General features: G+C 40.5%; 31 protein-coding genes and 1 pseudogene. All 32 read right to left on the bottom strand.

All coding sequences use genetic code 11. The features are described 5' to 3' along the window. Nucleotides 1-162: 162 nt before the first annotated feature. On the bottom strand, nucleotides 163-2,829 hold the full coding sequence (alaS, locus tag ACFIKN_RS02520; protein ID WP_375657862.1) for an alanine--tRNA ligase: 2,667 nt from the start codon (nucleotides 2,827-2,829) through the stop codon (nucleotides 163-165). A 205-nt stretch (nucleotides 2,830-3,034) separates the two neighbouring features. Continuing rightward, the gene (gene recA, locus ACFIKN_RS02515; protein ID WP_273791424.1) at nucleotides 3,035-4,078 is read right to left on the bottom strand and encodes a recombinase RecA; all 1,044 of its coding nucleotides are present in this window, start codon (nucleotides 4,076-4,078) and stop codon (nucleotides 3,035-3,037) included. A 965-nt stretch (nucleotides 4,079-5,043) separates the two neighbouring features. Then, nucleotides 5,044-6,369, bottom strand: a complete 1,326-nt coding sequence (locus tag ACFIKN_RS02510) for a replication-associated recombination protein A (RefSeq protein ID WP_375654493.1) — start codon at nucleotides 6,367-6,369, stop codon at nucleotides 5,044-5,046. Nucleotides 6,370-6,377: 8 nt separating this feature from the next. Then, the gene (locus ACFIKN_RS02505) at nucleotides 6,378-7,772 is read right to left on the bottom strand and encodes a DegQ family serine endoprotease (RefSeq protein ID WP_375631285.1); all 1,395 of its coding nucleotides are present in this window, start codon (nucleotides 7,770-7,772) and stop codon (nucleotides 6,378-6,380) included. 268 nt (nucleotides 7,773-8,040) lie between these two features. Then, complete coding sequence (rplQ, locus tag ACFIKN_RS02500) at nucleotides 8,041-8,469, bottom strand: 50S ribosomal protein L17 (RefSeq protein ID WP_273791421.1); 429 nt, start codon at nucleotides 8,467-8,469, stop codon at nucleotides 8,041-8,043. A 24-nt stretch (nucleotides 8,470-8,493) separates the two neighbouring features. Next, on the bottom strand, nucleotides 8,494-9,507 hold the full coding sequence (locus ACFIKN_RS02495) for a DNA-directed RNA polymerase subunit alpha (protein WP_273791420.1): 1,014 nt from the start codon (nucleotides 9,505-9,507) through the stop codon (nucleotides 8,494-8,496). 94 nt (nucleotides 9,508-9,601) lie between these two features. Beyond that, a complete protein-coding gene (gene rpsK, locus ACFIKN_RS02490) occupies nucleotides 9,602-9,991 on the bottom strand; it encodes a 30S ribosomal protein S11 (protein WP_007347762.1) in 390 nt (129 codons plus the stop codon). 115 nt (nucleotides 9,992-10,106) lie between these two features. Further along, on the bottom strand, nucleotides 10,107-10,475 hold the full coding sequence (gene rpsM / locus ACFIKN_RS02485) for a 30S ribosomal protein S13 (RefSeq protein WP_026500557.1): 369 nt from the start codon (nucleotides 10,473-10,475) through the stop codon (nucleotides 10,107-10,109). Nucleotides 10,476-10,655: 180 nt separating this feature from the next. Continuing rightward, the gene (locus tag ACFIKN_RS02480) at nucleotides 10,656-11,234 is read right to left on the bottom strand and encodes an adenylate kinase (protein WP_375631284.1); all 579 of its coding nucleotides are present in this window, start codon (nucleotides 11,232-11,234) and stop codon (nucleotides 10,656-10,658) included. Beyond that, nucleotides 11,231-12,577 carry a preprotein translocase subunit SecY gene (gene secY, locus ACFIKN_RS02475; protein ID WP_273791418.1) on the bottom strand — a complete coding sequence of 449 codons (1,347 nt, stop codon included), beginning with the start codon at nucleotides 12,575-12,577 and terminating at the stop codon, nucleotides 11,231-11,233. The genes ACFIKN_RS02480 and secY overlap by 4 nt, the downstream gene beginning before the upstream one ends. A gap of 162 nt (nucleotides 12,578-12,739) precedes the next feature. Further along, on the bottom strand, nucleotides 12,740-13,207 hold the full coding sequence (rplO, locus tag ACFIKN_RS02470; protein WP_273791417.1) for a 50S ribosomal protein L15: 468 nt from the start codon (nucleotides 13,205-13,207) through the stop codon (nucleotides 12,740-12,742). 20 nt (nucleotides 13,208-13,227) lie between these two features. Beyond that, the gene (rpmD, locus tag ACFIKN_RS02465) at nucleotides 13,228-13,434 is read right to left on the bottom strand and encodes a 50S ribosomal protein L30 (RefSeq protein WP_375631283.1); all 207 of its coding nucleotides are present in this window, start codon (nucleotides 13,432-13,434) and stop codon (nucleotides 13,228-13,230) included. Between the two features lie 31 nt (nucleotides 13,435-13,465). Beyond that, entirely contained in the window at nucleotides 13,466-14,014 is a 549-nt protein-coding gene (rpsE, locus tag ACFIKN_RS02460; RefSeq protein ID WP_273791415.1) for a 30S ribosomal protein S5, read from the bottom strand. A 111-nt stretch (nucleotides 14,015-14,125) separates the two neighbouring features. Further along, nucleotides 14,126-14,488: a 50S ribosomal protein L18 gene (gene rplR / locus ACFIKN_RS02455; RefSeq protein WP_273791414.1), complete on the bottom strand. Its 363-nt coding sequence runs from the start codon at nucleotides 14,486-14,488 to the stop codon at nucleotides 14,126-14,128. Nucleotides 14,489-14,500: 12 nt separating this feature from the next. After that, the gene (gene rplF, locus ACFIKN_RS02450) at nucleotides 14,501-15,034 is read right to left on the bottom strand and encodes a 50S ribosomal protein L6 (RefSeq protein WP_273791413.1); all 534 of its coding nucleotides are present in this window, start codon (nucleotides 15,032-15,034) and stop codon (nucleotides 14,501-14,503) included. Nucleotides 15,035-15,073: 39 nt separating this feature from the next. Continuing rightward, nucleotides 15,074-15,472, bottom strand: coding sequence for a 30S ribosomal protein S8 (gene rpsH / locus ACFIKN_RS02445; RefSeq protein ID WP_375657861.1), 399 nt, complete (start codon nucleotides 15,470-15,472; stop codon nucleotides 15,074-15,076). Nucleotides 15,473-15,486: 14 nt separating this feature from the next. Then, on the bottom strand, nucleotides 15,487-15,792 hold the full coding sequence (gene rpsN, locus ACFIKN_RS02440; RefSeq protein WP_273791412.1) for a 30S ribosomal protein S14: 306 nt from the start codon (nucleotides 15,790-15,792) through the stop codon (nucleotides 15,487-15,489). 24 nt (nucleotides 15,793-15,816) lie between these two features. After that, nucleotides 15,817-16,374 (bottom strand): 50S ribosomal protein L5, encoded by a 558-nt coding sequence (rplE, locus tag ACFIKN_RS02435; protein ID WP_273791411.1) that lies wholly within the window; start codon nucleotides 16,372-16,374, stop codon nucleotides 15,817-15,819. Continuing rightward, nucleotides 16,367-16,681, bottom strand: a complete 315-nt coding sequence (rplX, locus tag ACFIKN_RS02430; RefSeq protein ID WP_015856579.1) for a 50S ribosomal protein L24 — start codon at nucleotides 16,679-16,681, stop codon at nucleotides 16,367-16,369. The genes rplE and rplX overlap by 8 nt, the downstream gene beginning before the upstream one ends. Before the next feature lie 12 nt (nucleotides 16,682-16,693). After that, nucleotides 16,694-17,062, bottom strand: a complete 369-nt coding sequence (gene rplN, locus ACFIKN_RS02425) for a 50S ribosomal protein L14 (protein ID WP_004855715.1) — start codon at nucleotides 17,060-17,062, stop codon at nucleotides 16,694-16,696. A 144-nt stretch (nucleotides 17,063-17,206) separates the two neighbouring features. Next, nucleotides 17,207-17,446 carry a 30S ribosomal protein S17 gene (gene rpsQ, locus ACFIKN_RS02420; protein WP_012231991.1) on the bottom strand — a complete coding sequence of 80 codons (240 nt, stop codon included), beginning with the start codon at nucleotides 17,444-17,446 and terminating at the stop codon, nucleotides 17,207-17,209. A gap of 11 nt (nucleotides 17,447-17,457) precedes the next feature. Further along, complete coding sequence (rpmC, locus tag ACFIKN_RS02415) at nucleotides 17,458-17,658, bottom strand: 50S ribosomal protein L29 (protein WP_273791410.1); 201 nt, start codon at nucleotides 17,656-17,658, stop codon at nucleotides 17,458-17,460. Between the two features lie 12 nt (nucleotides 17,659-17,670). Then, entirely contained in the window at nucleotides 17,671-18,084 is a 414-nt protein-coding gene (gene rplP, locus ACFIKN_RS02410) for a 50S ribosomal protein L16 (RefSeq protein WP_273791409.1), read from the bottom strand. A 36-nt stretch (nucleotides 18,085-18,120) separates the two neighbouring features. Continuing rightward, the gene (gene rpsC, locus ACFIKN_RS02405; RefSeq protein WP_273791408.1) at nucleotides 18,121-18,831 is read right to left on the bottom strand and encodes a 30S ribosomal protein S3; all 711 of its coding nucleotides are present in this window, start codon (nucleotides 18,829-18,831) and stop codon (nucleotides 18,121-18,123) included. Next, nucleotides 18,831-19,220: a 50S ribosomal protein L22 gene (gene rplV, locus ACFIKN_RS02400; RefSeq protein ID WP_273791407.1), complete on the bottom strand. Its 390-nt coding sequence runs from the start codon at nucleotides 19,218-19,220 to the stop codon at nucleotides 18,831-18,833. Before rplV ends, rpsC begins: the two co-directional genes overlap by 1 nt. A gap of 2 nt (nucleotides 19,221-19,222) precedes the next feature. Further along, nucleotides 19,223-19,501, bottom strand: coding sequence for a 30S ribosomal protein S19 (rpsS, locus tag ACFIKN_RS02395; RefSeq protein ID WP_004855734.1), 279 nt, complete (start codon nucleotides 19,499-19,501; stop codon nucleotides 19,223-19,225). A 15-nt stretch (nucleotides 19,502-19,516) separates the two neighbouring features. After that, the gene (gene rplB, locus ACFIKN_RS02390; RefSeq protein WP_273791406.1) at nucleotides 19,517-20,350 is read right to left on the bottom strand and encodes a 50S ribosomal protein L2; all 834 of its coding nucleotides are present in this window, start codon (nucleotides 20,348-20,350) and stop codon (nucleotides 19,517-19,519) included. Nucleotides 20,351-20,370: 20 nt separating this feature from the next. Then, nucleotides 20,371-20,664, bottom strand: coding sequence for a 50S ribosomal protein L23 (locus ACFIKN_RS02385; protein WP_273723987.1), 294 nt, complete (start codon nucleotides 20,662-20,664; stop codon nucleotides 20,371-20,373). Then, nucleotides 20,661-21,281 (bottom strand): 50S ribosomal protein L4, encoded by a 621-nt coding sequence (gene rplD, locus ACFIKN_RS02380; protein WP_273791405.1) that lies wholly within the window; start codon nucleotides 21,279-21,281, stop codon nucleotides 20,661-20,663. The genes ACFIKN_RS02385 and rplD overlap by 4 nt, the downstream gene beginning before the upstream one ends. A gap of 2 nt (nucleotides 21,282-21,283) precedes the next feature. Continuing rightward, on the bottom strand, nucleotides 21,284-22,021 hold the full coding sequence (rplC, locus tag ACFIKN_RS02375; RefSeq protein WP_273791404.1) for a 50S ribosomal protein L3: 738 nt from the start codon (nucleotides 22,019-22,021) through the stop codon (nucleotides 21,284-21,286). 27 nt (nucleotides 22,022-22,048) lie between these two features. Further along, on the bottom strand, nucleotides 22,049-22,357 hold the full coding sequence (gene rpsJ / locus ACFIKN_RS02370) for a 30S ribosomal protein S10 (protein WP_005773267.1): 309 nt from the start codon (nucleotides 22,355-22,357) through the stop codon (nucleotides 22,049-22,051). A 60-nt stretch (nucleotides 22,358-22,417) separates the two neighbouring features. Next, nucleotides 22,418-22,811, bottom strand: a pseudogene (gene tuf, locus ACFIKN_RS02365) (elongation factor Tu); the annotation flags it as partial.

Genomic DNA, 22,811 nt, shown 5'->3' with positions numbered 1-22,811 from the left:
GGACATTATAAAAACAAACACTGTTTTTATCTTTACAATTGTATTTTTCCCCAATTACGCTGTATCTGCATTTGAGAAATACACCAGACAGATATTCATGATACATAGATGCCAACCCAATATAACAATGTAAAAAATACCTATGCAGAATGATTTCATTCTTTAATTTTTTTCAAGAAAATCTTTTAGTGCCGCAAATGCCTCATCAGCTTTGTTCCCCTCAGGACCACCAGCCTGCGCCATATCAGGACGGCCACCTCCACCTTTACCACCAAGCATCTCTGAAAGAATACGAACGAGATCTACAGCATTTAACTTATCCGTTAAATCATCCGTAACGCCGACAACAGCACTCCCTTTTCCATCCTCCGAGACACTAATAAACGCAACCACTCCAGATCCGATTTGTTTTTTCTCAGAATCGACGAGCGCCTTAAGATCCCGTGGTAAAATATTTTTAACAACGCGTCCGGTAAAAGAAAACCCATTGATGATGATAATATCACCTTGGCTCCTTTCTGTTATTCCACCACTCAACATCATTTTCTTGCGTACATCATTCAATTCTTTTTCAAGTTTACGACGATCATCAAGCAAAATTCGCGCCCGTTCTTCCACACCAGCAGAAGAAGTTTTTAAAAGATCAGCAATTTCATGAATACGTTCATCTTGGCGGCTAAGATAAAGACGTGCTTCTTTGCCTGTTAAAGCTTCAATACGCCGCACTCCAGCTGAAACAGAACTTTCAGAAACAATATGAATCAAACCGATATCACCTGTTCGCTCCACATGTGTGCCACCACAAAGCTCAATTGACCAACGCTTTTTAAATCCTCCCTTTTCAAATGGCTCCCCCATAGAAACAACGCGAACTTCATCACCATATTTTTCACCAAACAATGCCATGGCACCTTCAGAAATTGCATCATCTACAGCCATGAGGCGCGTTATTACTTTACTATTTTGCAAAATAATCTCATTGGCTAAATCTTCTATTTTTTTCAACTCTTCTGGTGAAACGGATTTTGGATGTGAAAAATCAAAACGCAACCGATCTGGCGATACAAGAGAGCCCTTTTGTGTAACATGGTCCCCCAATGTTTGGCGTAAAGCTTCGTGTAACAAATGAGTAGCAGAGTGATTCGCGCGAATTTTCTTACGACGAACAATATCAACCGTTAATTCTACACAATCAGACCTCGATGCCTGACCAGATTTCATCTCCCCAATATGGATAAAAACACCATCACCCTTTCTTTGGGTATCATGCACCTTAAAAATAAAATTTTCACCAGAAATGATACCGGTATCACCAATTTGCCCACCAGATTCACCATAAAAAGGTGTCTGATTAACAACAAGCATAGCTTTCTGATCTGAAGAAATATGATCAACAATTTTACCATCACATACAAGAGCTGTAAGAATACCTTTCGCTGTCTCAGTTTCATAACCTAAAAACTCTGTGGCCCCCACTTGATCACGAACAGAAAACCAGATTTTCTCTGTTACAGCTTCTCCAGAACCAGACCAATTGGCACGTGCTTCCTCTTTTTGGCGTTCCATCGCTTTATCAAAAGCACCAACGTCAACAGATATTCCGCGACGACGAAGAACATCTTGCGTCAAATCAAGCGGAAAACCATAGGTATCATAAAGTTTGAAAGCAACTTCACCATTCAAATAGTCTCCTTCTTTAAGATCGGTACTTGCTTCGTTCAACAAACCAAGTCCTCGTTCAAGCGTTTTACGAAAACGTATTTCTTCTAACCTTAAAGTTTCTGAAATCAAAGATTCAGCACGCACCAACTCAGGATAAGCTTGTCCCATTTCGCGATTTAAAGCAGGCAAAAGTCGCCACATTAAGGGCTCTTTAGCACCAAGAAGATGCGCATGACGCATAGCACGACGCATAATACGACGTAAAACATATCCTCTTCCTTCATTAGAAGGAAGCACACCATCAGCAATCAAAAATGCCGATGAGCGAAGATGATCAGCAATGACACGATGGCTGGCAATAAAATCACCCTTTGCCTCAATCCCTGTAATTTCTTCTGATGCAGCAATTAATGCACGAAAAAGATCAATGTCATAATTATCATGAACGCCCTGTAAAACAGCAGCAATACGCTCTAATCCCATGCCTGTATCAATAGAAGGGTGAGGTAAGTTAACACGTTTTTCCTTGGAAACTTGCTCATACTGCATAAAAACAAGATTCCAAATCTCAATAAAGCGATCACCATCTTCTTCCATACTTCCAGGAGGACCGCCCCAGATTTCATCACCATGATCATAAAAAATCTCCGAACAAGGCCCACAAGGGCCTGTTTCTCCCATCGACCAAAAATTATCAGCTGTCGCAATACGGACAATTTTTTCATCTGGAAGACCTGAAATTTTACGCCACAGTTCAGCAGCAACATCATCACTCTGATAAACTGTCACCAACAATTTATCTTTTGGCAGGCAAAATTCCTTTGTTAAAAGATTCCATGATAAAAAAATGGCTTCTTCTTTGAAATAATCACCGAAAGAAAAATTACCCAGCATTTCAAAAAATGTATGATGGCGCGCCGTATATCCAACATTATCAAGATCATTATGCTTTCCACCCGCACGAACACATTTTTGTGCCGTTGTTGCCTGCGTATAAGAAGGTTGTTCAAGTCCAGTAAAAACATTTTTAAACTGCACCATTCCTGCATTTGTAAACATAAGTGTAGGATCATTCCGCGGAACAAGCGGACTAGAAGAAAGAACTTTATGCCCATTACGATGAAAATAATCCAAAAATATTGACCGAATATTATTAACACTATTCATGTTGACACCTGCTCAATACAGCACAAAACCATAAAAGAAAAATCCCCCTCATTAAATTCTCTTCGCCACGCATGGAGTCAATTTAATCAAAAATGGAATATTTGTTTTAAAAAATTGAGAAAAAAATGACTGCGTATTTAAAAACTCAAACAAAAAAACAGAAAAATCTGAAAGGGAAAAAATTATAGACGAAAAAAACACTCCATCAAATGGCTTCATCACTTTCTATATTTTCTGACCCTGCATTTTCTAACAGTTCAATCGCAATCAAACCAGCATTTTGGCGCAAAGCTGCTTCAATCTCTGTAGCTATTTCCACATGTTCACGTAAAAACTGCTTTGCATTCTCACGCCCCTGTCCTAAACGCTGAGAATTATAAGAAAACCATGCACCAGATTTTTCCACAACACCAACCTTGACACCCAAATCAATCAATTCACCTACTTTGGAAATACCTTCACCATAAATAATATCAAACTCAACCTGCTTAAATGGAGGTGCCAATTTATTTTTCACCACTTTAACGCGCGTCTGATTACCAACGATTGAATCCCTATCTTTAATGGATCCAATGCGACGAATATCTAAACGAACAGAAGCATAAAACTTTAAAGCGTTTCCACCCGTTGTCGTTTCAGGAGAACCAAACATCACACCAATTTTCATGCGAATTTGATTAATAAAAACAACCATACAGTTAGAGCGAAAAATTGCTGCGGTTAATTTTCGTAACGCTTTACTCATTAACCGAGCTTGCAATCCGGGCAAAGCATCACCCATTTCACCGTCAATTTCTGCTCGCGGAGTTAAAGCTGCGACAGAATCCACAACAAGCACATCAACTGCACCAGAACGAACCAACGTTTCTGTAATTTCCAATGCCTGTTCACCGGTATCTGGCTGAGAAATGAACAAGTTTTCTAAATCAACACCAAGCTTACGCGCATAAATAGGATCAAGCGCATGCTCTGCATCAATAAAAGCACAAATCCCACCACCTTTCTGTGCCTCAGCAATAGCATGGAGAGCCAATGTTGTTTTCCCAGAACTTTCTGGTCCATAAATCTCAACAATACGCCCCTTCGGTAATCCACCAATCCCTAAAGCAATATCCAAGGATAACGACCCTGTTGGAATTGTTTCAATTTCAACAACCTGCTCTTTTTGCCCAAGACGCATAATCGAGCCTTTACCAAAAGAACGTTCAATTTGTGAGAGAGCAGCATCGAGAGCTTTTGTTTTATCCACGATTATATCCTTGACCGAATTCATAATAACCTAAAAATTTAGTGTACACTGTACTTTTAATTTAACTAAAGGCTTGAGTTTAGATTTTCACAGACTATTTCCATTCCTATCTCCACATTATGCCCATAAACATTCATGACCATCACAATAAAGAATTGGCATTGCTTATCTTATGACACATAATAAACTCTAATAAAGTAATATCTCTATGGGAGCATAGTTAACATATTTATATCTCTCTAGAAAAGGAACAATTTAATTTTAAACACAATGTTCTACAGCCCTTCTGCTTATCCCTTTGATTAAATACTTGAGAGACTAAGAATTCTCCTGCTATTGATCACAAAAAAACGCATCATCAATCAACCTCATACCCTATTGCATCGAAGAACAAAACGCCATTGTGTTGCATATTCATACACTTGATTTAAGAAACATCTCTCAAAACTTCTAAGCTCGTTTTGTGACAACACCTATGAATGTGGTATACTACAAAACCCTTTAGGCGCCACCATCTTTACTCTATGGAAGGAGAAAGCCGGCACCCATCACACTATTTATCATCCCCCAATGTTGCAACAGTTCTCGGCACTTGAGACAATTCATAAGAAGGATTTTTAGTCCTTTCTTGTACAGTTTTTATCACACGGTAATCCTGCTTGTAACATGCAAGTAAATGATTTGATTGATTCAACAAATAACAGACTTGGGATGAGAGAAATTTACGGTATTTGAAACTTTCATTCAACTTACGAAACAGTCTATTATTATAAGTCAATATATTATTTAATAAAACCAAAAAAAATAAAGCAGCTTAAAAGTTGAATGATATATTTAAATTTGAAAAACTATGTACTTTCGAAGATATCAAAAAAAATCTCTACAAGCAATGCAATAAATGTTTAAAATATAAGCTAAATTTCTCATACAATAACATAAGAGATCAATAAAAAACGTATTTCAACTCAAATTTTATTTTGATCTTTACGTTTTTTGCGCAACTGTTGCCACCACTCAAGACGTTTCACAATTTCACGCTCAAAACCACGCTCAACTGGTTTATAATAACTCTGACGCCCAAGTTTTTCGGGAAAATATTCTTGTCCTGAAAAAGCGTCTGGTTCATCATGGTCATAACAATAACCACTTCCATACCCTTCTTCCTTCATAAATTTCGTAGGAGCATTAAGAATATGCTTAGGAGGTGATAAAGAGCCATTTTTGCGCGCACAACGCAGTGCTGCTTTATACGCGAGATATGCTGCATTTGACTTTGGCGCAGTTGCAACATAAAGACATGCTTGCGCCAAAGCCAACTCTCCTTCTGGTGATCCTAAATAATCATAGGCATCTTTTGCTGCATTACAAATGACAAGAGCTTGAGGATCCGCCAAACCAATATCTTCAACAGCCATACGAACCAATCTTCGCCCAATATAGAGAGGATCTTCACCAGCATCCAACATACGTGCCAAATAATAAAGCGCAGCATCAGGATCAGATCCACGAACGGATTTATGCAACGCTGAAATGAGATTATAATGCCCATCTCGTCCTTTATCATAAATGGGCGCACGACGCTGAATAACTTTTTGCAAAGCAACAACATCAAGAATCTCTCCCAATGGAGCAATAGACCAAACTTCCTCTGCCAATGTTAACGCTACCCGCGCATCACCATCAGACATCTCTATCAAAACGTCTCTGGCATCATTATCCAAGGGAAGAATTTTTCCCTCCACTTCTTCAGCACGCTTCAAAAGCATGTCCAAACTTTCATGATCATGAGAAAGAAATGTTAAAACACGTGCACGCGAAAGAAGGGCAGCATTCAGTTCAAAAGAAGGATTTTCGGTTGTTGCACCTATAAGTACCACAGTACCCTCTTCCATCACAGAAAGAAAACTATCCTGCTGAGCACGATTAAACCGATGAATTTCATCAACAAAGAGAAGTGTTTTATCCCCAGATATAAAACGCCTCTGCGCAACTTCAAAAATCTTTTTAAGTTCAGAAACTCCTGTAAAAATAGCAGAAACCTGTTCAAACGCGAAATTTGTTTCAAGGGCTAACAAACGTGCAACGGTCGTTTTTCCCGTCCCTGGAGGTCCCCAAAAAATCATCGATCCAATTGAGCCAGTTGCCGCCATACGTGAAAGCAAACCATCCTCTCCAATCAAATGCTTTTGTCCCACAACATCATTGAGAGAACAAGGGCGCATTCTTTCTGCAAGTGGCTGATTTTTATTAACTTGAAAATCAAACGACGAAGTAAAAAAATCTTTCTTCAAAAAAAACCTCAACGAATAAATTGGCGAATATACATACCATCACGTTCATATTCCAATTGCCACATATTTGAGCGACCTTGCATAAGAACCTTTTTCAACTGATGAACTGTTTGAATTTTATGGCCATTTACAACACGTAGAATATCTCCTGACTGAAAAATTCCAGCTGCATTGCTCATTTCCTCAAGATTGGTAATCACAACCCCTTTTGCAGATATAGGAAGATGAAAACGTCGACTATTTTGCGGTGTTAAATCTAACACCTCAGCACCAGCAAGAGGACTGTCACCCGTAATTTTTTCAGATTTTAAAAATGCAGTTTCTGATATTGATGAAACTGTTATTTGTGTTTTTAAAGTTTTTCCACTTCGTAAATATTCCAAGGCAAGACTATGCTCAACGTCAGCTGTCATAAAACGATAACCAAGACTATCTGGACTGTCAACGCGTACCCCCTGCACACTCAAAATAACATCACCTACTTTCAATCCAGCTTTTTCAGCAGGACTATCTTTGATAACTTCAATAATCAGAGCACCATAGGGACGTTCTAAACCTAAACCACCAGCAATATCAGGTGTAACATTTTGAAAAGAAGCCCCAATATAAGGCGGCACAAAATATTTTCCACCGCGTTTAACAGTATTAAGCATTACTTTTACAAGATTAACTGGAATAGCAAAACCAATCCCTACCGAACCACCGGAACGCGAATAAATAGCCGTATTAATTCCGATTAACTGACCTTTCATATCAATTAAAGCGCCACCAGAATTCCCTGGATTAATGGCTGCGTCTGTTTGAATAAAAAAGTCAAAATCAGAAATCCCAACACGTGTACGCGCTTGCGCTGAAACAATACCACTTGTAACTGTTTGACCAACACCAAAAGGATTACCAATAGCCAGAACAAGATCACCAACTTCAACAGCATCAGAATTTCCCAAAGAAAGAACAGGAAATTGAGCATCTTTTTCCTCAACTTCAAGAATTGCAATATCAGTCGCTTCATCTTTGAGCACAACCTTACTCTCAAACTCCCGCCCATCAGAAAAAGCCACTTTAATTTCGCTTGCATCTTTAATGACGTGGTAATTTGTAACAATCAAACCACGTGCATCAACAATCACCCCTGATCCTAATGACGATTGCTTACGAACAGGAAATTTATTTTGAAAACGACCAAAAAATTGCTCAAAAAATGGATCGCCTTCAAAAGGTGATCGTGCTCTAATTTGTCGAGCTGCATAAATATTTACAACAGATGGAACTGTCTTTTTAACTAAAGGAGAAAATGAAAGAGTGATTTCTGTTTGTGTTTGAGGAACATGAGCATATACATGATCAAATGATATCTGCATCATAATTGCAAAAAAAATCCGCACCCAAAAAGAATACCTCATAATCCACTCCTTATAAAATCAGCACATTCTGTTGAAGATTAATAGAATAAAAAAACGCATCCCCGCAAATTAAGGATCTCTATTAATATTTCATAATAGAGAATAAAAACAACCTATTTGAACAATAAATATTATAAAAATAAGATAATTCAATACTCTATAATTTTCTCTCTGCACCTATTTCTCAACTAAAATAAACTTAAAAATACTCACAAAAAAACCGCCCAAAACAAGGCGGCCTTTAAAAATCCAACAGAATAAAAAAACTCTACGAAGATGTTCCCTTTTCATTCTCAGAAGCCTCCATGCGAGCACGATCCCCAGCACCCTTCGCTTCAACATCACGATCAACAAACTCTATAACAGCCATGGGTGCATTATCACCGGTACGAAACCCCGCTTTCATAATACGCAAATACCCACCGTTGCGTGATGCATAACGTGGCGCAAGCGTATCAAATAATTTTGCAACCTTTCCCGCATCACGAAGTGCTGCAATTGCTTGCCGACGCGCATGCAAACCACCACGCTTACCAAGAGTAACGAGTTTTTCAACAATAGGACGAATTTCTTTAGCTTTTGGAAGCGTTGTCACAATCTGCTCATGCTCGATCAACGAAGTTGCCATATTTGCAAACATCGCTTTACGGTGACTGGCAGTACGATTCAACTTGCGTCCTGACTTACTATGGCGCATAAGCCCTCTCCTTAAATTCTAATTTTAATATTGATCTTCATAACGTTTTGCAAGATCATCAATGTTCTCAGGCGGCCACGCAGGAATTTCCATTCCAAGATGTAAACCCATACACGCCAAAACTTCTTTAATCTCATTCAACGATTTGCGACCAAAATTCGGTGTCCGAAGCATTTCAGATTCTGTTTTTTGAATCAGATCACCAATATAGACAATATTATCATTCTTAAGACAATTTGCCGAACGAACTGAAAGTTCTAATTCATCCACTTTTTTGAGAAGTGCAGGATTAAAAGAAAGCTCAGAATCAACCTCTTCAATAGGCTCCTTCTGTGGCTCTTCAAAGTTAATAAATAACGATAATTGATCCTGAAGAATGCGTGCTGCAAAAGCAACAGCATCCTCTCCATTAACAGCACCATTCGTTTCAATCGTTAAGGTCAATTTATCATAATCCAAAACTTGACCTTCACGCGTATTTTCCACTTTATAAGAAACTTTACGAATTGGTGAATAAAGACTATCAATTGGAATAAGCCCTATACGTGCATCATCAACACAATTACGATCAGATGGAACATAACCCTTTCCTGTGTTGACAATAAATTCCATACGAATCTCAGCATCTTCATCAAGAGTACAAATAACATGATCTGGATTTAGAATTTCCATATCCCCGACTGTACTGATATCTCCCGCTTTCACAACACCAGGCCCCTCTTTATAAACGACGACACGTTTAGGCCCTTCTTCTTCCATACGAAGCGCAATTTCTTTTATATTCAGAATAATATCCGTAACATCCTCACGCACACCTGGAATCGATGAAAATTCATGCAAGACACCGTCAATCTGCACAGCAGTAATAGCAGCACCACGAAGCGAAGATAACAACACGCGACGAAGCGCATTTCCTAAGGTTAAACCAAAACCACGCTCAAGAGGCTCAGCAATCACACTTATAATATTTGGATTATCATGTGCACATGATTCAACCTTATTGGGTTTAATAAGTTCCTGCCAGTTTTTCTGGATCATATTTTTATTCCCGTTCTTTAGTTCCGTTACCATTCAATCGTAACGACCAATGTGAACATCAGAGAAATCTCCGACAACAAAAAACAACACCCAATTAAACACGCCGCCTTTTCCGTGGACGACATCCATTATGAGGAATTGGTGTTACATCGCGAATAGAAGTAATGACAAAACCAACAGATTGCAATGCACGTAGAGCAGATTCACGCCCTGATCCAGGCCCACAAACTTCGACTTCCAAAGAACGCATACCATGCTCTTGCGCTTTTCTTGCACAATCCTCCGCAGCAACTTGAGCAGCAAAAGGTGTCGATTTACGCGCACCTTTAAACCCCTGAGCCCCAGCAGATGACCAAGCAATTGCATTACCCTGAGCATCAGTAATAGTAATCATTGTGTTATTAAATGTTGAATTAATATGCACAACACCCGATGAAATATTCTTACGTTCGCGACGACGAACACGTGTGGCTTCCTTGGCCATAATTTCCCTTTCAACGATCTCATCACTGCCGTAACATCAGCAGCTCCACCTTTTTTTCCTTGTCAAACAAATCAAACAAGAAAAAATAATATATAAAAACCTTCCACAAAGGCCCTTATTTCTTCTTACCAGCAATTGCCTTAGCCGGACCTTTACGCGTACGGGCATTCGTATGTGTACGCTGTCCTCGGACAGGCAAAGACCGGCGATGACGCAATCCTCGATAACAACCAAGGTCCATCAAACGCTTAACATTCATAGCAACCTCACGACGAAGATCACCTTCAACTTGATAGCCCTGATCTATAGCCTCACGAATCTGCAGCACCTCAGCATCTGAAAGCTCATGCACACGACGCCCCAAAGGAATGCCAACTCTTTCAATAATTTCTTGAGCAAATTTTGGTCCAATCCCGTGGATATATTGAAGCGCAATAATTACACGCTTATTTGTCGGGATATTGACGCCAGCAATACGAGCCACGCCTACTCTCCTTAGTTATTTTGACAAATTGTTATAAAATACCTGATATACCTTACAGAAAAAAATAGACTCAGAAAAAAATTCTTCCGAATCCTCTTATTTCACTAAAATAAATTAAATTTACTTCTGATAGATTTCATCTCAAAAGTCAACTCTTTTCATTTATTTCTAAAAAAAATCTCATGAAAGAAAACTTCTAATCATACGTGTCACTTCAGCAACACCAATCATTCCATCAACAACTTTCAACATTCCCCTCTCTGAATAAAACTTTGATAAGGGAGCTGTTTTTTCACGATATTCCACTAATCTTTTTGCAAAAGCAACAGGATTGTCATCTAAACGAACCTGTCCACCAGCCGCTATTGTTTCCTCAACACGCTTCTTCATACGTTCAATCAACACGTCTTCATCAACACACAACTCAATAACAGCATTAAGCCGCGTATTTTTTGAATCCAGTATCTGTTGCAACGCTTCCGCCTGCCCCACAGTTCGCGGATATCCATCCAAAACAAAACCGTTTACACAATCAGCTTCATCAATCCGATCTGATACGATTTGGTTAACAATACTATCAGGAACCAAAGCACCAGAACTTATAATAGCTTTAGCTTTTTTACCAATCTCCGTTTCTTTGGCAATCACCTCACGCAACATATCCCCTGTTGATAAATGAGGAATGTTATATTCCTCAGTCAACATTTTTGCTTGCGTACCTTTTCCCGCTCCAGGAGGACCTAAAAGAATAACTCTCATCGATTCCTTCTACCTCCACGAAGTTTTGATTTTTTTATCAACCCTTCATATTGGTGGGCAACAAGATGCCCCTGAATTTGAGCAACCGTATCAAGTGTAACAGTAACAACAATCAACAAGGATGTTCCCCCAAGATAAAAAGGAACCTGTAATGCAGATATCATAAATTCAGGTAACAAACAAACCAAGATAATATAAACAGCGCCCACAACAGTAATACGCGTCAAAACGTAATCAATATATTCGGCTGTACGCTCACCTGGACGAATCCCTGGAATAAAACCAGAATGCTTTTTCAATTGATCTGCAGTATCACTTGGATTAAACACAATAGCTGTATAAAAAAAGCAAAAAAACGCCATTAAAAATGCATAAACAATCATATAAAGTGGCTGTCCATGACCAAGAGCATAAGAAATCTCCTGAACCCATTGTGGCATTTTATCAGAAAAATTATTAATAGTGGCAGGCAATAATAATAAAGATGAAGCAAAAATAGGTGGAATAACACCAGCAGTATTCAACTTTAAAGGAAGATGCGACATATCTCCTTGAAACATTTGATTACCGACCTGACGTTTCGGATATTGGATAAGAATTCGCCGTTGTGCACGCTCTATAAAAACAATAAGCCCAATAACCAAAACAGCAATAAGAACGATTCCTATTAAAAGAAAAGTTGATAAATCAGCCTGACTATGAGCTGTCAAAAGCTGAGCAAAAGTAGAAGGAAAGTTGGCTACAATCCCTGTAAAAATGATAAGAGAAACCCCATTACCAACACCACGTGACGTAATTTGCTCGCCAAGCCACATAAGAAACATCGTTCCGCCAACAAGTGTAATAACAGAAGAAAAACGAAACATAAGACCTGGTTCTAAAACAATTTGAAGCCCCGACCCTATACCGCTTTCAAGCGCAACCGCAATACCAAAAGCTTGTAGAATTGCCAATACGACTGTTACATAACGCGTATATTGATTGATAATCTTACGACCTAAATCCCCTTCCTTTTTAAGAGTCTCCAAAGAAGGAATAATAGATGTTAACAATTGCACAATAATAGATGCCGATATATAAGGCATGATACCCAGCGCAAAAATAGCCATACGCCCAACGGCACCTCCAGCAAACATATTAAAGAGTCCTAATACACCAGACGCGTGATGTTCAAATGTTTGCCGCAAAGCATCGATATTGATACCTGGAAGAGAGATGTAAGTGCCAAAACGATATACAAGAAGCGCCAACAGAGTAAACCAGATGCGTTTCTTTAATTCAGTTGCACGCGAAAAGGTACCGAAGTTTATATTGGAAGCAAATTGCTCTGCTGCTGATGCCATAAAACGTCTCCACTTTACACTCCAGTTCTTTAAATCACAGAAGTATAATCCTAAAATTCACATACGCATACACAAATAAATGCAGAACTTAAACAAGTCTCCACAAAAGATCCCACAAAACAAATATAATTCTTCTTTAGGTCTCTATTCATATTAAAAAAATTATCGAGCAATATCAGGAAAAATGACCTGACCACCCACTTTTTCAATCTTAACACGAGCAGCTTGTGAAGCACCAGAAACATGAAAGGTAATCTTAGCCTTCAAATCACCATCAGAAAGAAGACGAACCCCATCTTTTTCACGACGAATAATACCAGACTCTTTCAAAGCAATCATATCAACAGGCTTTTCAATATTCAACTTACCCGCATCAACTGCCAACTGAATACGTCCTAGTGAAACTTCATTGTAGGTTTTGGCAAAGAAATTTCTAAATCCACGTTTTGGCAAACGACGATAGATAGGCATTTGCCCACCTTCAAAACCATTAAGGGAAACACCAGAACGTGACTTTTGCCCTTTTACACCACGACCACCAGTCTTACCCATACCGGAACCAATGCCACGCCCAACACGCTTACGATTTTTTATTGCGCCTTCGCAATCACGCAGTTCATTGAGTTTCATATATAATACTCCCGCAACCCTTAACCTTCATCTATAACGCGAACAAGATGCCGAACCCGAGCAATCATACCCCGCACACAAAGTGTATCATCTAAAACGCGCCGACGACGCATTTTATTTAGTCCAAGCCCCTTTAAGGTTGCACGCTGAATCTGTGAGTTTCGAATAGGGCTTCCAATTTGCTCCACCGTCACAGTTTTATTACTCTGAGATTTTTTCTGAACCATTTCCTAATTCCTTTTCTGATAATCTCAGAAACTACCCTTCTAGGTCAACTAAATGGCGACGACGCGCCTGCAAAGTCGAATATTTTATACCACGTTGAGCAGCAATATCTCTAGGATGCATTTGATGTTTCAATGCATCAAATGTTGCACGAACCATGTTATAAGGATTCGACGATCCTAGCGATTTTGCAACGACATCCTGCATACCAAGAGCTTCAAAAATAGCACGCATCGGTCCCCCAGCAATAATACCAGTACCAGCAGAAGCCGAACGTAGCAAAACACGCCCAGCTCCGTGACGACCTTCAAGATCATGATGCAATGTACGCCCAGACCGAAGCGGAACATAAATCATCCCACGCTTTGCAGATTCCGTTGCTTTACGAACGGCTTCGGGAACTTCACGGGCTTTACCATGTCCAAAACCCACACGTCCTTTTTGATCTCCAACGACAACAAGAGCAGCAAAACCAAAACGCCGACCACCCTTTACAACTTTAGCAACACGATTGATATGAACGAGCCTATCGACAAATTCATTATCGCGTTCTTCTCTATCACCACGTTCTTTTTGTGCCATTCCTCATTCCTTTTTCTTTTCCGGAAGCACGATAACAAAGTCCCTCACCAAACTGGAAGAACTTAAACGAAAAACTCTAAACTCTCCTTACTCATTCATAAATAAGAAATTTTAGAAATTCAAACCACCTTCACGAGCAGCCTCAGCTAAAGCTTTGACGCGACCATGGTACACATACGCTCCACGATCAAAAACCACCTCATTAACACCCGCTTTCTTCGCACGCTCAGCAATTAACTTACCAACAGCAAAAGCTGCCTTTTTATCAGCACCACTCTTTAACGACTTTTTTAAATCACTTTCAAGAGTAGAGGCTGAAACAAGTGTACATCCCCGCAAATCATCGATAACTTGAGCATAAATGTTCTGATTTGAACGATAAACACTAAGCCGAGGACGATCATGAGAAACCATTTTAATTCTACGACGAACACGCCTTGCACGACGTTGGATAATGTCCTTAGATGAAACCATAATACAAAATCCTTATTTCTTTTTACCTTCTTTACGGAAGATACGTTCATCTGCATGCTTAACACCCTTACCTTTATAAGGTTCAGGCCTACGATACTCCCGAATCTCCGCTGCAACTTGTCCAACTTGCTGTTTATCAATTCCAGAAACAACAATTTCTGTTGGCTTAGGAACAGTCACAGTAACACCCGACGGAACTTTATAAACCACATCATGCGAAAAGCCCAGAGATAGTTGAACATCCTTACCCTGCAAAGCAGCACGATAACCAACCCCATTAATCTCCAACCTCTTTTCAAAACCATCTTTCACACCACAAAAAATGTTCTCAATCATTGAGCGCGACATTCCCCATTTAGAACGCGCATCTTTTGACTGATCCCGCGGCATAACTGATATGATATTTTCCTCAAGTTTGACTAAGACTTCATCATTGACGACGTAACTCAACTCACCTTTTGGACCTTTTGCCTTAACCAGCTGACCTTCAACAGTAGCAGTAACTCCAGAAGGAATTGAAATGGGTTTCTTTCCAATACGAGACATTGTTCTAACCTACTTTTTCTTCCGTTTTCTTGACATAACTTAGAAAACACGACAAAGGAGTTCTCCACCAACATTCTGTTCACGCGCCTCATGATCTGCCATGACGCCTTTAGGAGTCGATAAAATCGAAATACCAAGGCCATTAGCCACCTGTGGAAGTGACTTAGCAGAAACATACACACGACGCCCTGGCTTTGATACACGTGCAATCTCACGAATAGCAGCCAGCCCTTCAAAATACTTCAATTCGATTTCAATCTCAGCTTTCCCATCACCTAAATCAATTTGACTATATCCGCGAATATAACCTTCCGACTGAAGAACATCAAGAACGTGCGCACGAAGCTTCGAAGCTGGAGTAACTACTTTACCTTTTTTACGACCAAGTGCATTACGAATACGTGTTAACATATCACCAAGAGGATCTGACATAGACATTAAATAATCTCCTCTTACCAACTAGATTTTACAATACCAGGAATATAGCCAATAGAGCCAAGCTCACGCAACGCAATTCGCGACATTTTTAATTTACGATAATAAGCCCGCGGACGACCTGAAACCTCACAGCGATTACGAATACGAACTTTCGAAGAATTACGCGGTAACTCTGCCAACTGAACAGAAGCTTTAAAACGTTCTTCAAGAGAAACCTTCTGATCCATAACTATTGCTTTCAAACGTGCACGACGGGCAGCATAACGCTTTACCATCACCTCACGACGCTTATTTTTTTCAACGGCACTTACTTTGGCCATAATCTCACCTCACTATGTTTGCCGTTACGAACGAAAAGGAAAATTAAAAGCACGCAATAATTCACGAGCCTCATCATCCGTTTTTGCTGTCGTACAAACGATAATATCCATGCCCCAAATTTGATCAACTTTATCATAGTTGATTTCTGGAAACACAATGTGTTCTTTAATACCCATAGCAAAATTGCCACGACCATCAAAACTCTTTGGATTTAAACCACGAAAGTCACGAACCCGCGGAAGAGCAATCGTAACAAGACGATCTAAAAACTCAAACATACGATCTTTACGCAATGTAACTTTAGCCCCAAGAGGCATTCCTTCACGAACCTTAAAGGTCGCGATAGAATTACGCGCACGCGTAACAACAGCCTTCTGACCCGTTATTAGCCCTAAATCCTCAGCAGCAAGGGAAGGCTTCTTCGAATCAGCAGTTGCTTCACCTATGCCCATATTTATTACAACTTTATCAATCCGCGGAATTTGCATCGCATTTCTGTAATTAAACTTCTCTTGAAGCGCTTTACGAATCACTTCAAAATAATGCGCTTTCATACGCGGTACTTGTCTTTCCTCAGCCATTAATCAACTCTCCCGAACGCTTGGCAAAACGCACCTTATTACCATCTGCATTCATACGAAAGCCTACACGTGTAGGCTTACCATCTTTAGGATCAGCAATCGCCAAATTAGACAGATGAATCGGAGCTTCTTTAGAAATAATTCCAGCCTCTTGCTTCTGCGTTTGACGTTGATGACGTTTAATCATATTAATCCCACGAACAAAAGCCTTATTCTCTTTTGGACTAACCTTAATTACTTCACCACTACATCCTTTATCCTTACCGGACAAAACAACAACTTTATCACCTTTTCGAATCTTCTGCATAACATTTACTCCTTATAGAACTTCAGGAGCAAGCGAGATGATCTTCATATGATTCCTACCACGCAATTCGCGGGGAACAGGTCCAAAGATACGAGTACCAATCGGCTCTTTTTTATTATCCACTAAAACCGCAGCATTACTATCAAAACGAATGACACTACCATCTGCGCGACGAATATCCTTAGCAGTACGAACCACAACAGCTTTCATAACATCACCTTTTTTAACACGGCCACGAGGAATTGCATCCTTAACCGAAACAACAATAATGTCACCGACCGAAGCATATTTCCGCTTTGAACCGCCTAACACCTTGATGCACATGACACGACGCGCTCCAGAATTATCAGCAACGTCGAGATTTGTTTGCATCTGAATCATGACTGGCCACCTTCTCTTAACACATATATCCGATTGTACCTTTTATACACTCGGATTTGCCTGCCAAATAACGATAAATTCATCGCCTTCAAATTTATCAATGATAAAAACACTGTTAAATTCTAAAACAATAAACTTAACCCATTACGCTACATTGTCTTTTACAACAATCCAACATTTATCTTTCGAAATTGGTCTAGATTCTTGAATAGAAACTTGATCCCCAATCTTGAATTGGTTGTTTTCGTCATGCGCTTTATAATTTTTAGACTGCCGAACAGTCTTCTTAAGAAGCGGATGAGAATAACGGCGTTCAACTTTGACAACAACAGTCTTATCACTTTTGTCGCTAATAACAACACCCTGCAAAACGCGTTTAGGCATCTCTTATTTCCTTAAACCTTAGTTTCACTTATCTTTTGACGAAGAAAAGTTTTAATACGCGCAATATCACGACGAACTTGTCTAACACGCGCAGTCTTTTCTAATTGACCTGTTGCTTTTTGAAAACGCAAATTAAATTGCTCTTTCTTTAACTTAGCCAATTCATCTTTCATTTGGTCGAGCGTTTGCGCCCGTAATTCTGTGGCTCTCATCGCTTAACCTCATTATTCAGCAATACGCTGGATGAAACGCGTTTTTATAGGCAACTTTGCAGCACCCAACCTTAGCGCTTCACGTGCAACATCTTCCGGAACTCCATCAAGCTCAAACATGACGCGCCCAGGAGCAACACGTGCAGCCCAATAATCAACACTTCCCTTACCTTTACCCATACGAACTTCAGTCGGTTTAGATGTAACCGGAAGATCTGGAAAAATGCGAATCCACACACGACCAGAACGCTTCATATAACGTGTAATCGCACGACGCGCCGCTTCAATTTGACGAGCAGTAACCCGCTCCGGCTCAACAGCCTTCAAACCGTAGGCACCGAAATTCAAATCCGTACCACCCTTCGCAGAACCGTGAATACGGCCTTTGAACTGTTTACGGAACTTTGTGCGCTTTGGCTGCAACATTGTTCTCTACTCCAAATTTTAGTTCAATCTCAAAAACTAAGCATTTTCGCGGCGACGATTCGATGAAGAACCAGATTGATCAGCTTCCGTAGCACGACGTTCTGAAGCCATCGGATCATGCTCAAGAATCTCACCCTTAAAGACCCAAACTTTAATACCACAAATACCATAAGCGGTCTTAGCTTCTGCTGTACCGTAATCAACATCAGAACGCAAGGTATGAAGTGGAACACGACCTTCACGATACCATTCCATACGAGCAATTTCAGCACCACCAAGACGGCCAGAACAATTGATACGAATACCTTCCGCACCAAGACGCATAGCAGACTGAACAGCACGCTTCATTGCACGACGAAAAGCAACACGACGCTCTAACTGTTGAGCAATTGATTGCGCAATAATTGTCGCATCAATCTCCGGTTTACGAATCTCCACAATATTCAATGAAGTTTCAGCATCCGTCATTTCTGAAAGCTTACGACGAAGCTTTTCGATATCAGCACCCTTTTTACCAATAATCAAACCAGGACGTGCAGAATGAATCGTAATACGACACTTCTTATGAGGACGCTCAATAACAACCTTAGAAATAGCCGCCTGTTTAAGCTCCTCAAGCACATATGAACGAATTTTCAAATCTTCATGAAGAAGGCGCCCATATTCACCACTATCAGCATACCAACGAGAGTCCCAAGTCCGATTAACACCAAGACGAAGTCCTATTGGATTGATCTTCTGCCCCATTACGCGGCCTCCACTTTTTCGGTAACTTCACGAACAATAACAGTAAGATGCGAAAATGGACGTTCAATTCTACTAGCACGCCCTCGACCACGAACATGAAAGCGCTTCATCACTATCGACTTACCAACATAAGCTTCCGCCACAACAAGCGAATCAATATCAAGATCGTGGTTATTTTCTGCATTTGCAATTGCTGATTCAAGCGTTTTTTTCACAGTAGCAGCAATACGCTTGCGTGAAAACATCAAATCAGCGAGCGCTACATTAACTCTTTTACCACGAATCATTGCAGCAACTAAATTAAGCTTCTGCGGACTAACACGAATTGTCCGCGTGACAGCTCTTGCTTCATTATCTTTAAGCTGGCGCGAAACTTTAGCTTTTCCCATTCCTACTTCCTCTTCGCTTTTTTATCGGCACCATGACCATAATAAGTCCGGGTAGGAGCGAACTCACCAAACTTATGCCCAACCATCTCTTCAGAAACAGAAACAGGAATATGCTTATTACCGTTGTAAACACCAAAAGTTAAACCAACAAATTGCGGTAAAATAGTAGAGCGACGACTCCATATTTTTATAACTTCATTGCGCCCACTTGCACGTACCTTCTCTGCTTTACCAAGAAGATAGCCGTCAACAAACGGACCTTTCCACACTGAACGAACCACTTCAGACTACCTTTCTCATTTCTTGCGTTGATGACGCGTACGCATAATAAATTTATCAGTGGCTTTATTGGAGCGCGTACGCTTACCTTTCGTAGGTTTACCCCAAGGAGATACTGGATGGCGCCCCCCCGATGTACGACCTTCACCACCACCGTGCGGATGATCAACGGGGTTCATAGCAACACCACGAACATGTGGACGTTTACCACGCCAACGTGACCGACCCGCCTTACCATCATTAATATTCCCATGATCAGGATTTGAAACAGCGCCAACAGTTGCAAAACAGCTACTCGGAACCAAACGCTGTTCACCAGAATTTAAACGAAGAATAGCCATACCATGATCTCGTCCAACCAACTGCGCATAAGCACCTGCTGAACGCGCAATCTGCCCTCCTTTTCCTGGCTTCATCTCAACATTATGAATAATTGTGCCTACAGGCATATTACCAAGAGGCATAGCATTACCTGGTTTAACATCCACATTTAAACCAGCCATAACAGAATCACCAACACCAAGACGCTGTGGCGCAAGAATATAACTCAATTGCCCATCCTCATAGCGGATTAAAGCAATAAAAGCGGTACGATTAGGATCGTATTCTAAACGCTCAACCTTTGCTGAAACATCACGTTTAAGACGCTTAAAGTCGACAAACCGATAACTACGTTTATGTCCACCACCCTGAAAACGAGCAGTAACACGACCGCGATTATTACGTCCACCCTTTGAAGACAAACCTTCAGTTAACATCTTTATAGGTTTTCCCTTATAAAGACAAGAACGTTCCACAATAACAAGCTGACGCTGCCCAGGTGTAGTTGGATTAAATTGCTTAAGTGCCATTATTCCTATCTCCGAGCCTCTTAAAGACCTGTCGAAACGTCGATAGTCTGACCACTGGCCAGAGTTACGATCGCTTTTTTGACATCACTCTGCCGACCAACTATACCTTTGAAACGCTTCACTTTACCCTTACGGACTATCGTGTTAACTGCTTTAACCTTTACGCTAAAAAGCGCTTCAATAGCAGCCTTAATCTCAGGCTTCGTCGCTTTCGGCGCGACATTAAAAGCAACTTGATTATATTCAGAAATCATAGTCGCCTTTTCAGTAATAACTGGACTAATAATTATATCATAATGGCGAAGATCTGTCATTTAAAACGCTCCTCAAGAGCCTCAACAGCTGCTTTTGATAAAACAAGTTTGCTGCGACGCAAAATATCATAAACATTAATTCCCTGAATAGGCAAAATGTCAATATTAGGGATATTAGAGGCTGCACGAAAAAAGTTAATATCAATCTCTTTACCACCAATCAAGAGAGCGTTATTAAATCCAAGCTTAGAAAAATGAGAAACAAGCATCTTCGTTTTAGCATCCTTAACAGTCAACTCATCCACAATAATCAAATCTTTTGCTTTTAATTTTGCAGATAAAGCAAGACGCAACCCAAGAGCACGAATCTTTTTAGGAAGATCATGCGCATGACTGCGAACCACCGGTCCATGTGCCTTACCTCCACCTCTAAACTGCGGTGCACGTGCAGATGAATGTCGAGCACGCCCAGTTCCTTTCTGTTTAAACATTTTTGCCCCTGTTCGTGACACATCAGAACGACCTTGGGATTGATGACTTCCCTGCTGACGACGTGCAAGCTGCCAACGAACAACACGTTGCAAAATATCCTCACGCGGAACAAGATCAAAAATAGCTTCAGAAACCTTTAATTTGCCAGCTTCATTACCATCAAGAGTTTTAATTACAAGATCCATTATTAGGCTCCCTCAACTTCAGAGGTTTCCGTCACCGGAGTAACCATTTCCGCTTTCTCCTTCACAAGACGGCGAATACCGGCAGGCTTTGGAGCATTATCAGGAAGACGCTTCTTCACAGCATCCCGTATCAAAATCCAAGAACCTTTAGAACCAGAAACAGCACCACGCACTAAAATTAAACCACGCTCACTATCAGTGGAAATAACTTCAATATTCTGTGTTGTTACACGCACTTGCCCCATATGGCCGGCCATTTTTTTGCCTTTAAAAACTTTACCAGGATCTTGGCACTGCCCCGTAGAACCATGAGCACGATGTGTGATCGAATTACCATGGGAAGCACGATGCCCACCAAAGTTATGTCGTTTCATAACACCAGCAAACCCCTTACCAATACTGGTACCAGTCACATCAACTCTTTGTCCTGGAACAAAATGTTCCACTGTAATCTCAGTACCAACATCAAGAAGATTGTCGGGACTCACACGAAACTCTGCTATTTTGGCTTTAGGCTCAACAGAAGCCTTAGCAAAATGTCCACGAAGAGCTTGTGAAGTATTCTTAACCTTAGCAAAGCCTACACCTAATTGAACAGCAGTATAACCATTCTTTTCAACTGTACGCTGAGCAACGACTTGACAATTCTCCAAACGAAGTACCGTCACCGGCACATGCTCACCAGCATCATTATAAATACGGGTCATGCCCAGCTTCTGTGCTATTACACCTGAACGCATCGGGTCTGTTCCTTCTGTCCTCAAACCTCAGAGCTTAATTTCTACATCCACACCAGCAGAAAGATCGAGCTTCATAAGCGCATCCACTGTTTGCGGCGTTGGATCAACAATGTCAAGAAGACGCTTATGTGTTCGCATCTCAAACTGCTCACGACTTTTCTTATCGATATGCGGTCCACGATTGACCGTAAACTTCTCAATCCGCGTCGGAAGCGGAATGGGACCACGGACATTTGCACCGGTACGTTTAGCAGTCGATACAATCTCACGCGTCGACGTATCAAGAATTCTATGATCAAACGCTTTCAAGCGAATGCGAATATTCTGACTGTTCATGCTCTTTATTTCCCTGTTATACAAAGTGCATTAATAATTAAAGCACTCAACAAGCATTATTTATTCAATGATCTTAGAGACGATACCGGCACCAACAGTACGACCACCTTCACGAATAGCAAAACGAAGTTTCTCTTCCATCGCTATCGGAACGATCAACGAAACATCCATCGCAACATTGTCACCTGGCATAACCATTTCCGTTCCTTCTGGAAGTGTAACAATACCTGTAACATCCGTCGTACGGAAGTAAAACTGAGGACGATAATTTGTAAAAAATGGCGTATGACGTCCACCTTCATCTTTTGTCAAAATGTAAGCTTCTGCTTTAAAACGTGTATGAGGCGTAACGGATCCTGGCTTCGCCAATACCTGACCACGCTCAATCCCTTCACGATCAACACCACGTAGAAGAGCTCCTATATTATCACCCGCTTGACCTTGATCTAAAAGC

Source organism: Bartonella sp. CL436QHHD (genome assembly GCF_042195105.1).
Lineage (GTDB): Bacteria > Pseudomonadota > Alphaproteobacteria > Rhizobiales > Rhizobiaceae > Bartonella.
Note: the sequence above shows the minus strand (reverse complement) of the source record. Positions and strands in the feature narration are given on the sequence as shown.

Coding starts and splice junctions, on each gene's coding strand:
- alaS (WP_375657862.1), bottom strand. CDS start 2,829: ATGAATAGTGTTAATAATATTCGGTCAATATTTTTGGATTATTTTCAT.
- ACFIKN_RS02505 (WP_375631285.1), bottom strand. CDS start 7,772: ATGAGGTATTCTTTTTGGGTGCGGATTTTTTTTGCAATTATGATGCAG.
- rplQ (WP_273791421.1), bottom strand. CDS start 8,469: ATGCGCCATAGTAAGTCAGGACGCAAGTTGAATCGTACTGCCAGTCAC.
- ACFIKN_RS02495 (WP_273791420.1), bottom strand. CDS start 9,507: ATGATCCAGAAAAACTGGCAGGAACTTATTAAACCCAATAAGGTTGAA.
- rpsK (WP_007347762.1), bottom strand. CDS start 9,991: ATGGCCAAGGAAGCCACACGTGTTCGTCGTCGCGAACGTAAGAATATT.
- ACFIKN_RS02480 (WP_375631284.1), bottom strand. CDS start 11,234: ATGAGAGTTATTCTTTTAGGTCCTCCTGGAGCGGGAAAAGGTACGCAA.
- secY (WP_273791418.1), bottom strand. CDS start 12,577: ATGGCATCAGCAGCAGAGCAATTTGCTTCCAATATAAACTTCGGTACC.
- rplO (WP_273791417.1), bottom strand. CDS start 13,207: ATGAAACTCAATGAACTGCGTGATTGCGAAGGCGCAATAAAAAATCGT.
- rpmD (WP_375631283.1), bottom strand. CDS start 13,434: ATGGTTCAGAAAAAATCTCAGAGTAATAAAACTGTGACGGTGGAGCAA.
- rpsE (WP_273791415.1), bottom strand. CDS start 14,014: ATGGCACAAAAAGAACGTGGTGATAGAGAAGAACGCGATAATGAATTT.
- rplR (WP_273791414.1), bottom strand. CDS start 14,488: ATGGTTTCATCTAAGGACATTATCCAACGTCGTGCAAGGCGTGTTCGT.
- rplF (WP_273791413.1), bottom strand. CDS start 15,034: ATGTCTCGTATTGGAAAGAAACCCATTTCAATTCCTTCTGGAGTTACT.
- rpsH (WP_375657861.1), bottom strand. CDS start 15,472: ATGTCTATGTCAGATCCTCTTGGTGATATGTTAACACGTATTCGTAAT.
- rpsN (WP_273791412.1), bottom strand. CDS start 15,792: ATGGCCAAAGTAAGTGCCGTTGAAAAAAATAAGCGTCGTGAGGTGATG.
- rplE (WP_273791411.1), bottom strand. CDS start 16,374: ATGGCTGAGGAAAGACAAGTACCGCGTATGAAAGCGCATTATTTTGAA.
- rplX (WP_015856579.1), bottom strand. CDS start 16,681: ATGCAGAAGATTCGAAAAGGTGATAAAGTTGTTGTTTTGTCCGGTAAG.
- rplN (WP_004855715.1), bottom strand. CDS start 17,062: ATGATTCAGATGCAAACAAATCTCGACGTTGCTGATAATTCTGGAGCG.
- rpsQ (WP_012231991.1), bottom strand. CDS start 17,446: ATGCCTAAACGCGTTTTGCAGGGTGTTGTTATTAGCGACAAAAGTGAT.
- rpmC (WP_273791410.1), bottom strand. CDS start 17,658: ATGAGAGCCACAGAATTACGGGCGCAAACGCTCGACCAAATGAAAGAT.
- rplP (WP_273791409.1), bottom strand. CDS start 18,084: ATGTTGCAGCCAAAGCGCACAAAGTTCCGTAAACAGTTCAAAGGCCGT.
- rpsC (WP_273791408.1), bottom strand. CDS start 18,831: ATGGGGCAGAAGATCAATCCAATAGGACTTCGTCTTGGTGTTAATCGG.
- rplV (WP_273791407.1), bottom strand. CDS start 19,220: ATGGGAAAAGCTAAAGTTTCGCGCCAGCTTAAAGATAATGAAGCAAGA.
- rplB (WP_273791406.1), bottom strand. CDS start 20,350: ATGGCACTTAAGCAATTTAATCCAACTACACCTGGGCAGCGTCAGCTT.
- ACFIKN_RS02385 (WP_273723987.1), bottom strand. CDS start 20,664: ATGACAGATCTTCGCCATTATGATATAATTATTAGTCCAGTTATTACT.
- rplD (WP_273791405.1), bottom strand. CDS start 21,281: ATGGATCTTGTAATTAAAACTCTTGATGGTAATGAAGCTGGCAAATTA.
- rplC (WP_273791404.1), bottom strand. CDS start 22,021: ATGCGTTCAGGTGTAATAGCACAGAAGCTGGGCATGACCCGTATTTAT.
- rpsJ (WP_005773267.1), bottom strand. CDS start 22,357: ATGAACAGTCAGAATATTCGCATTCGCTTGAAAGCGTTTGATCATAGA.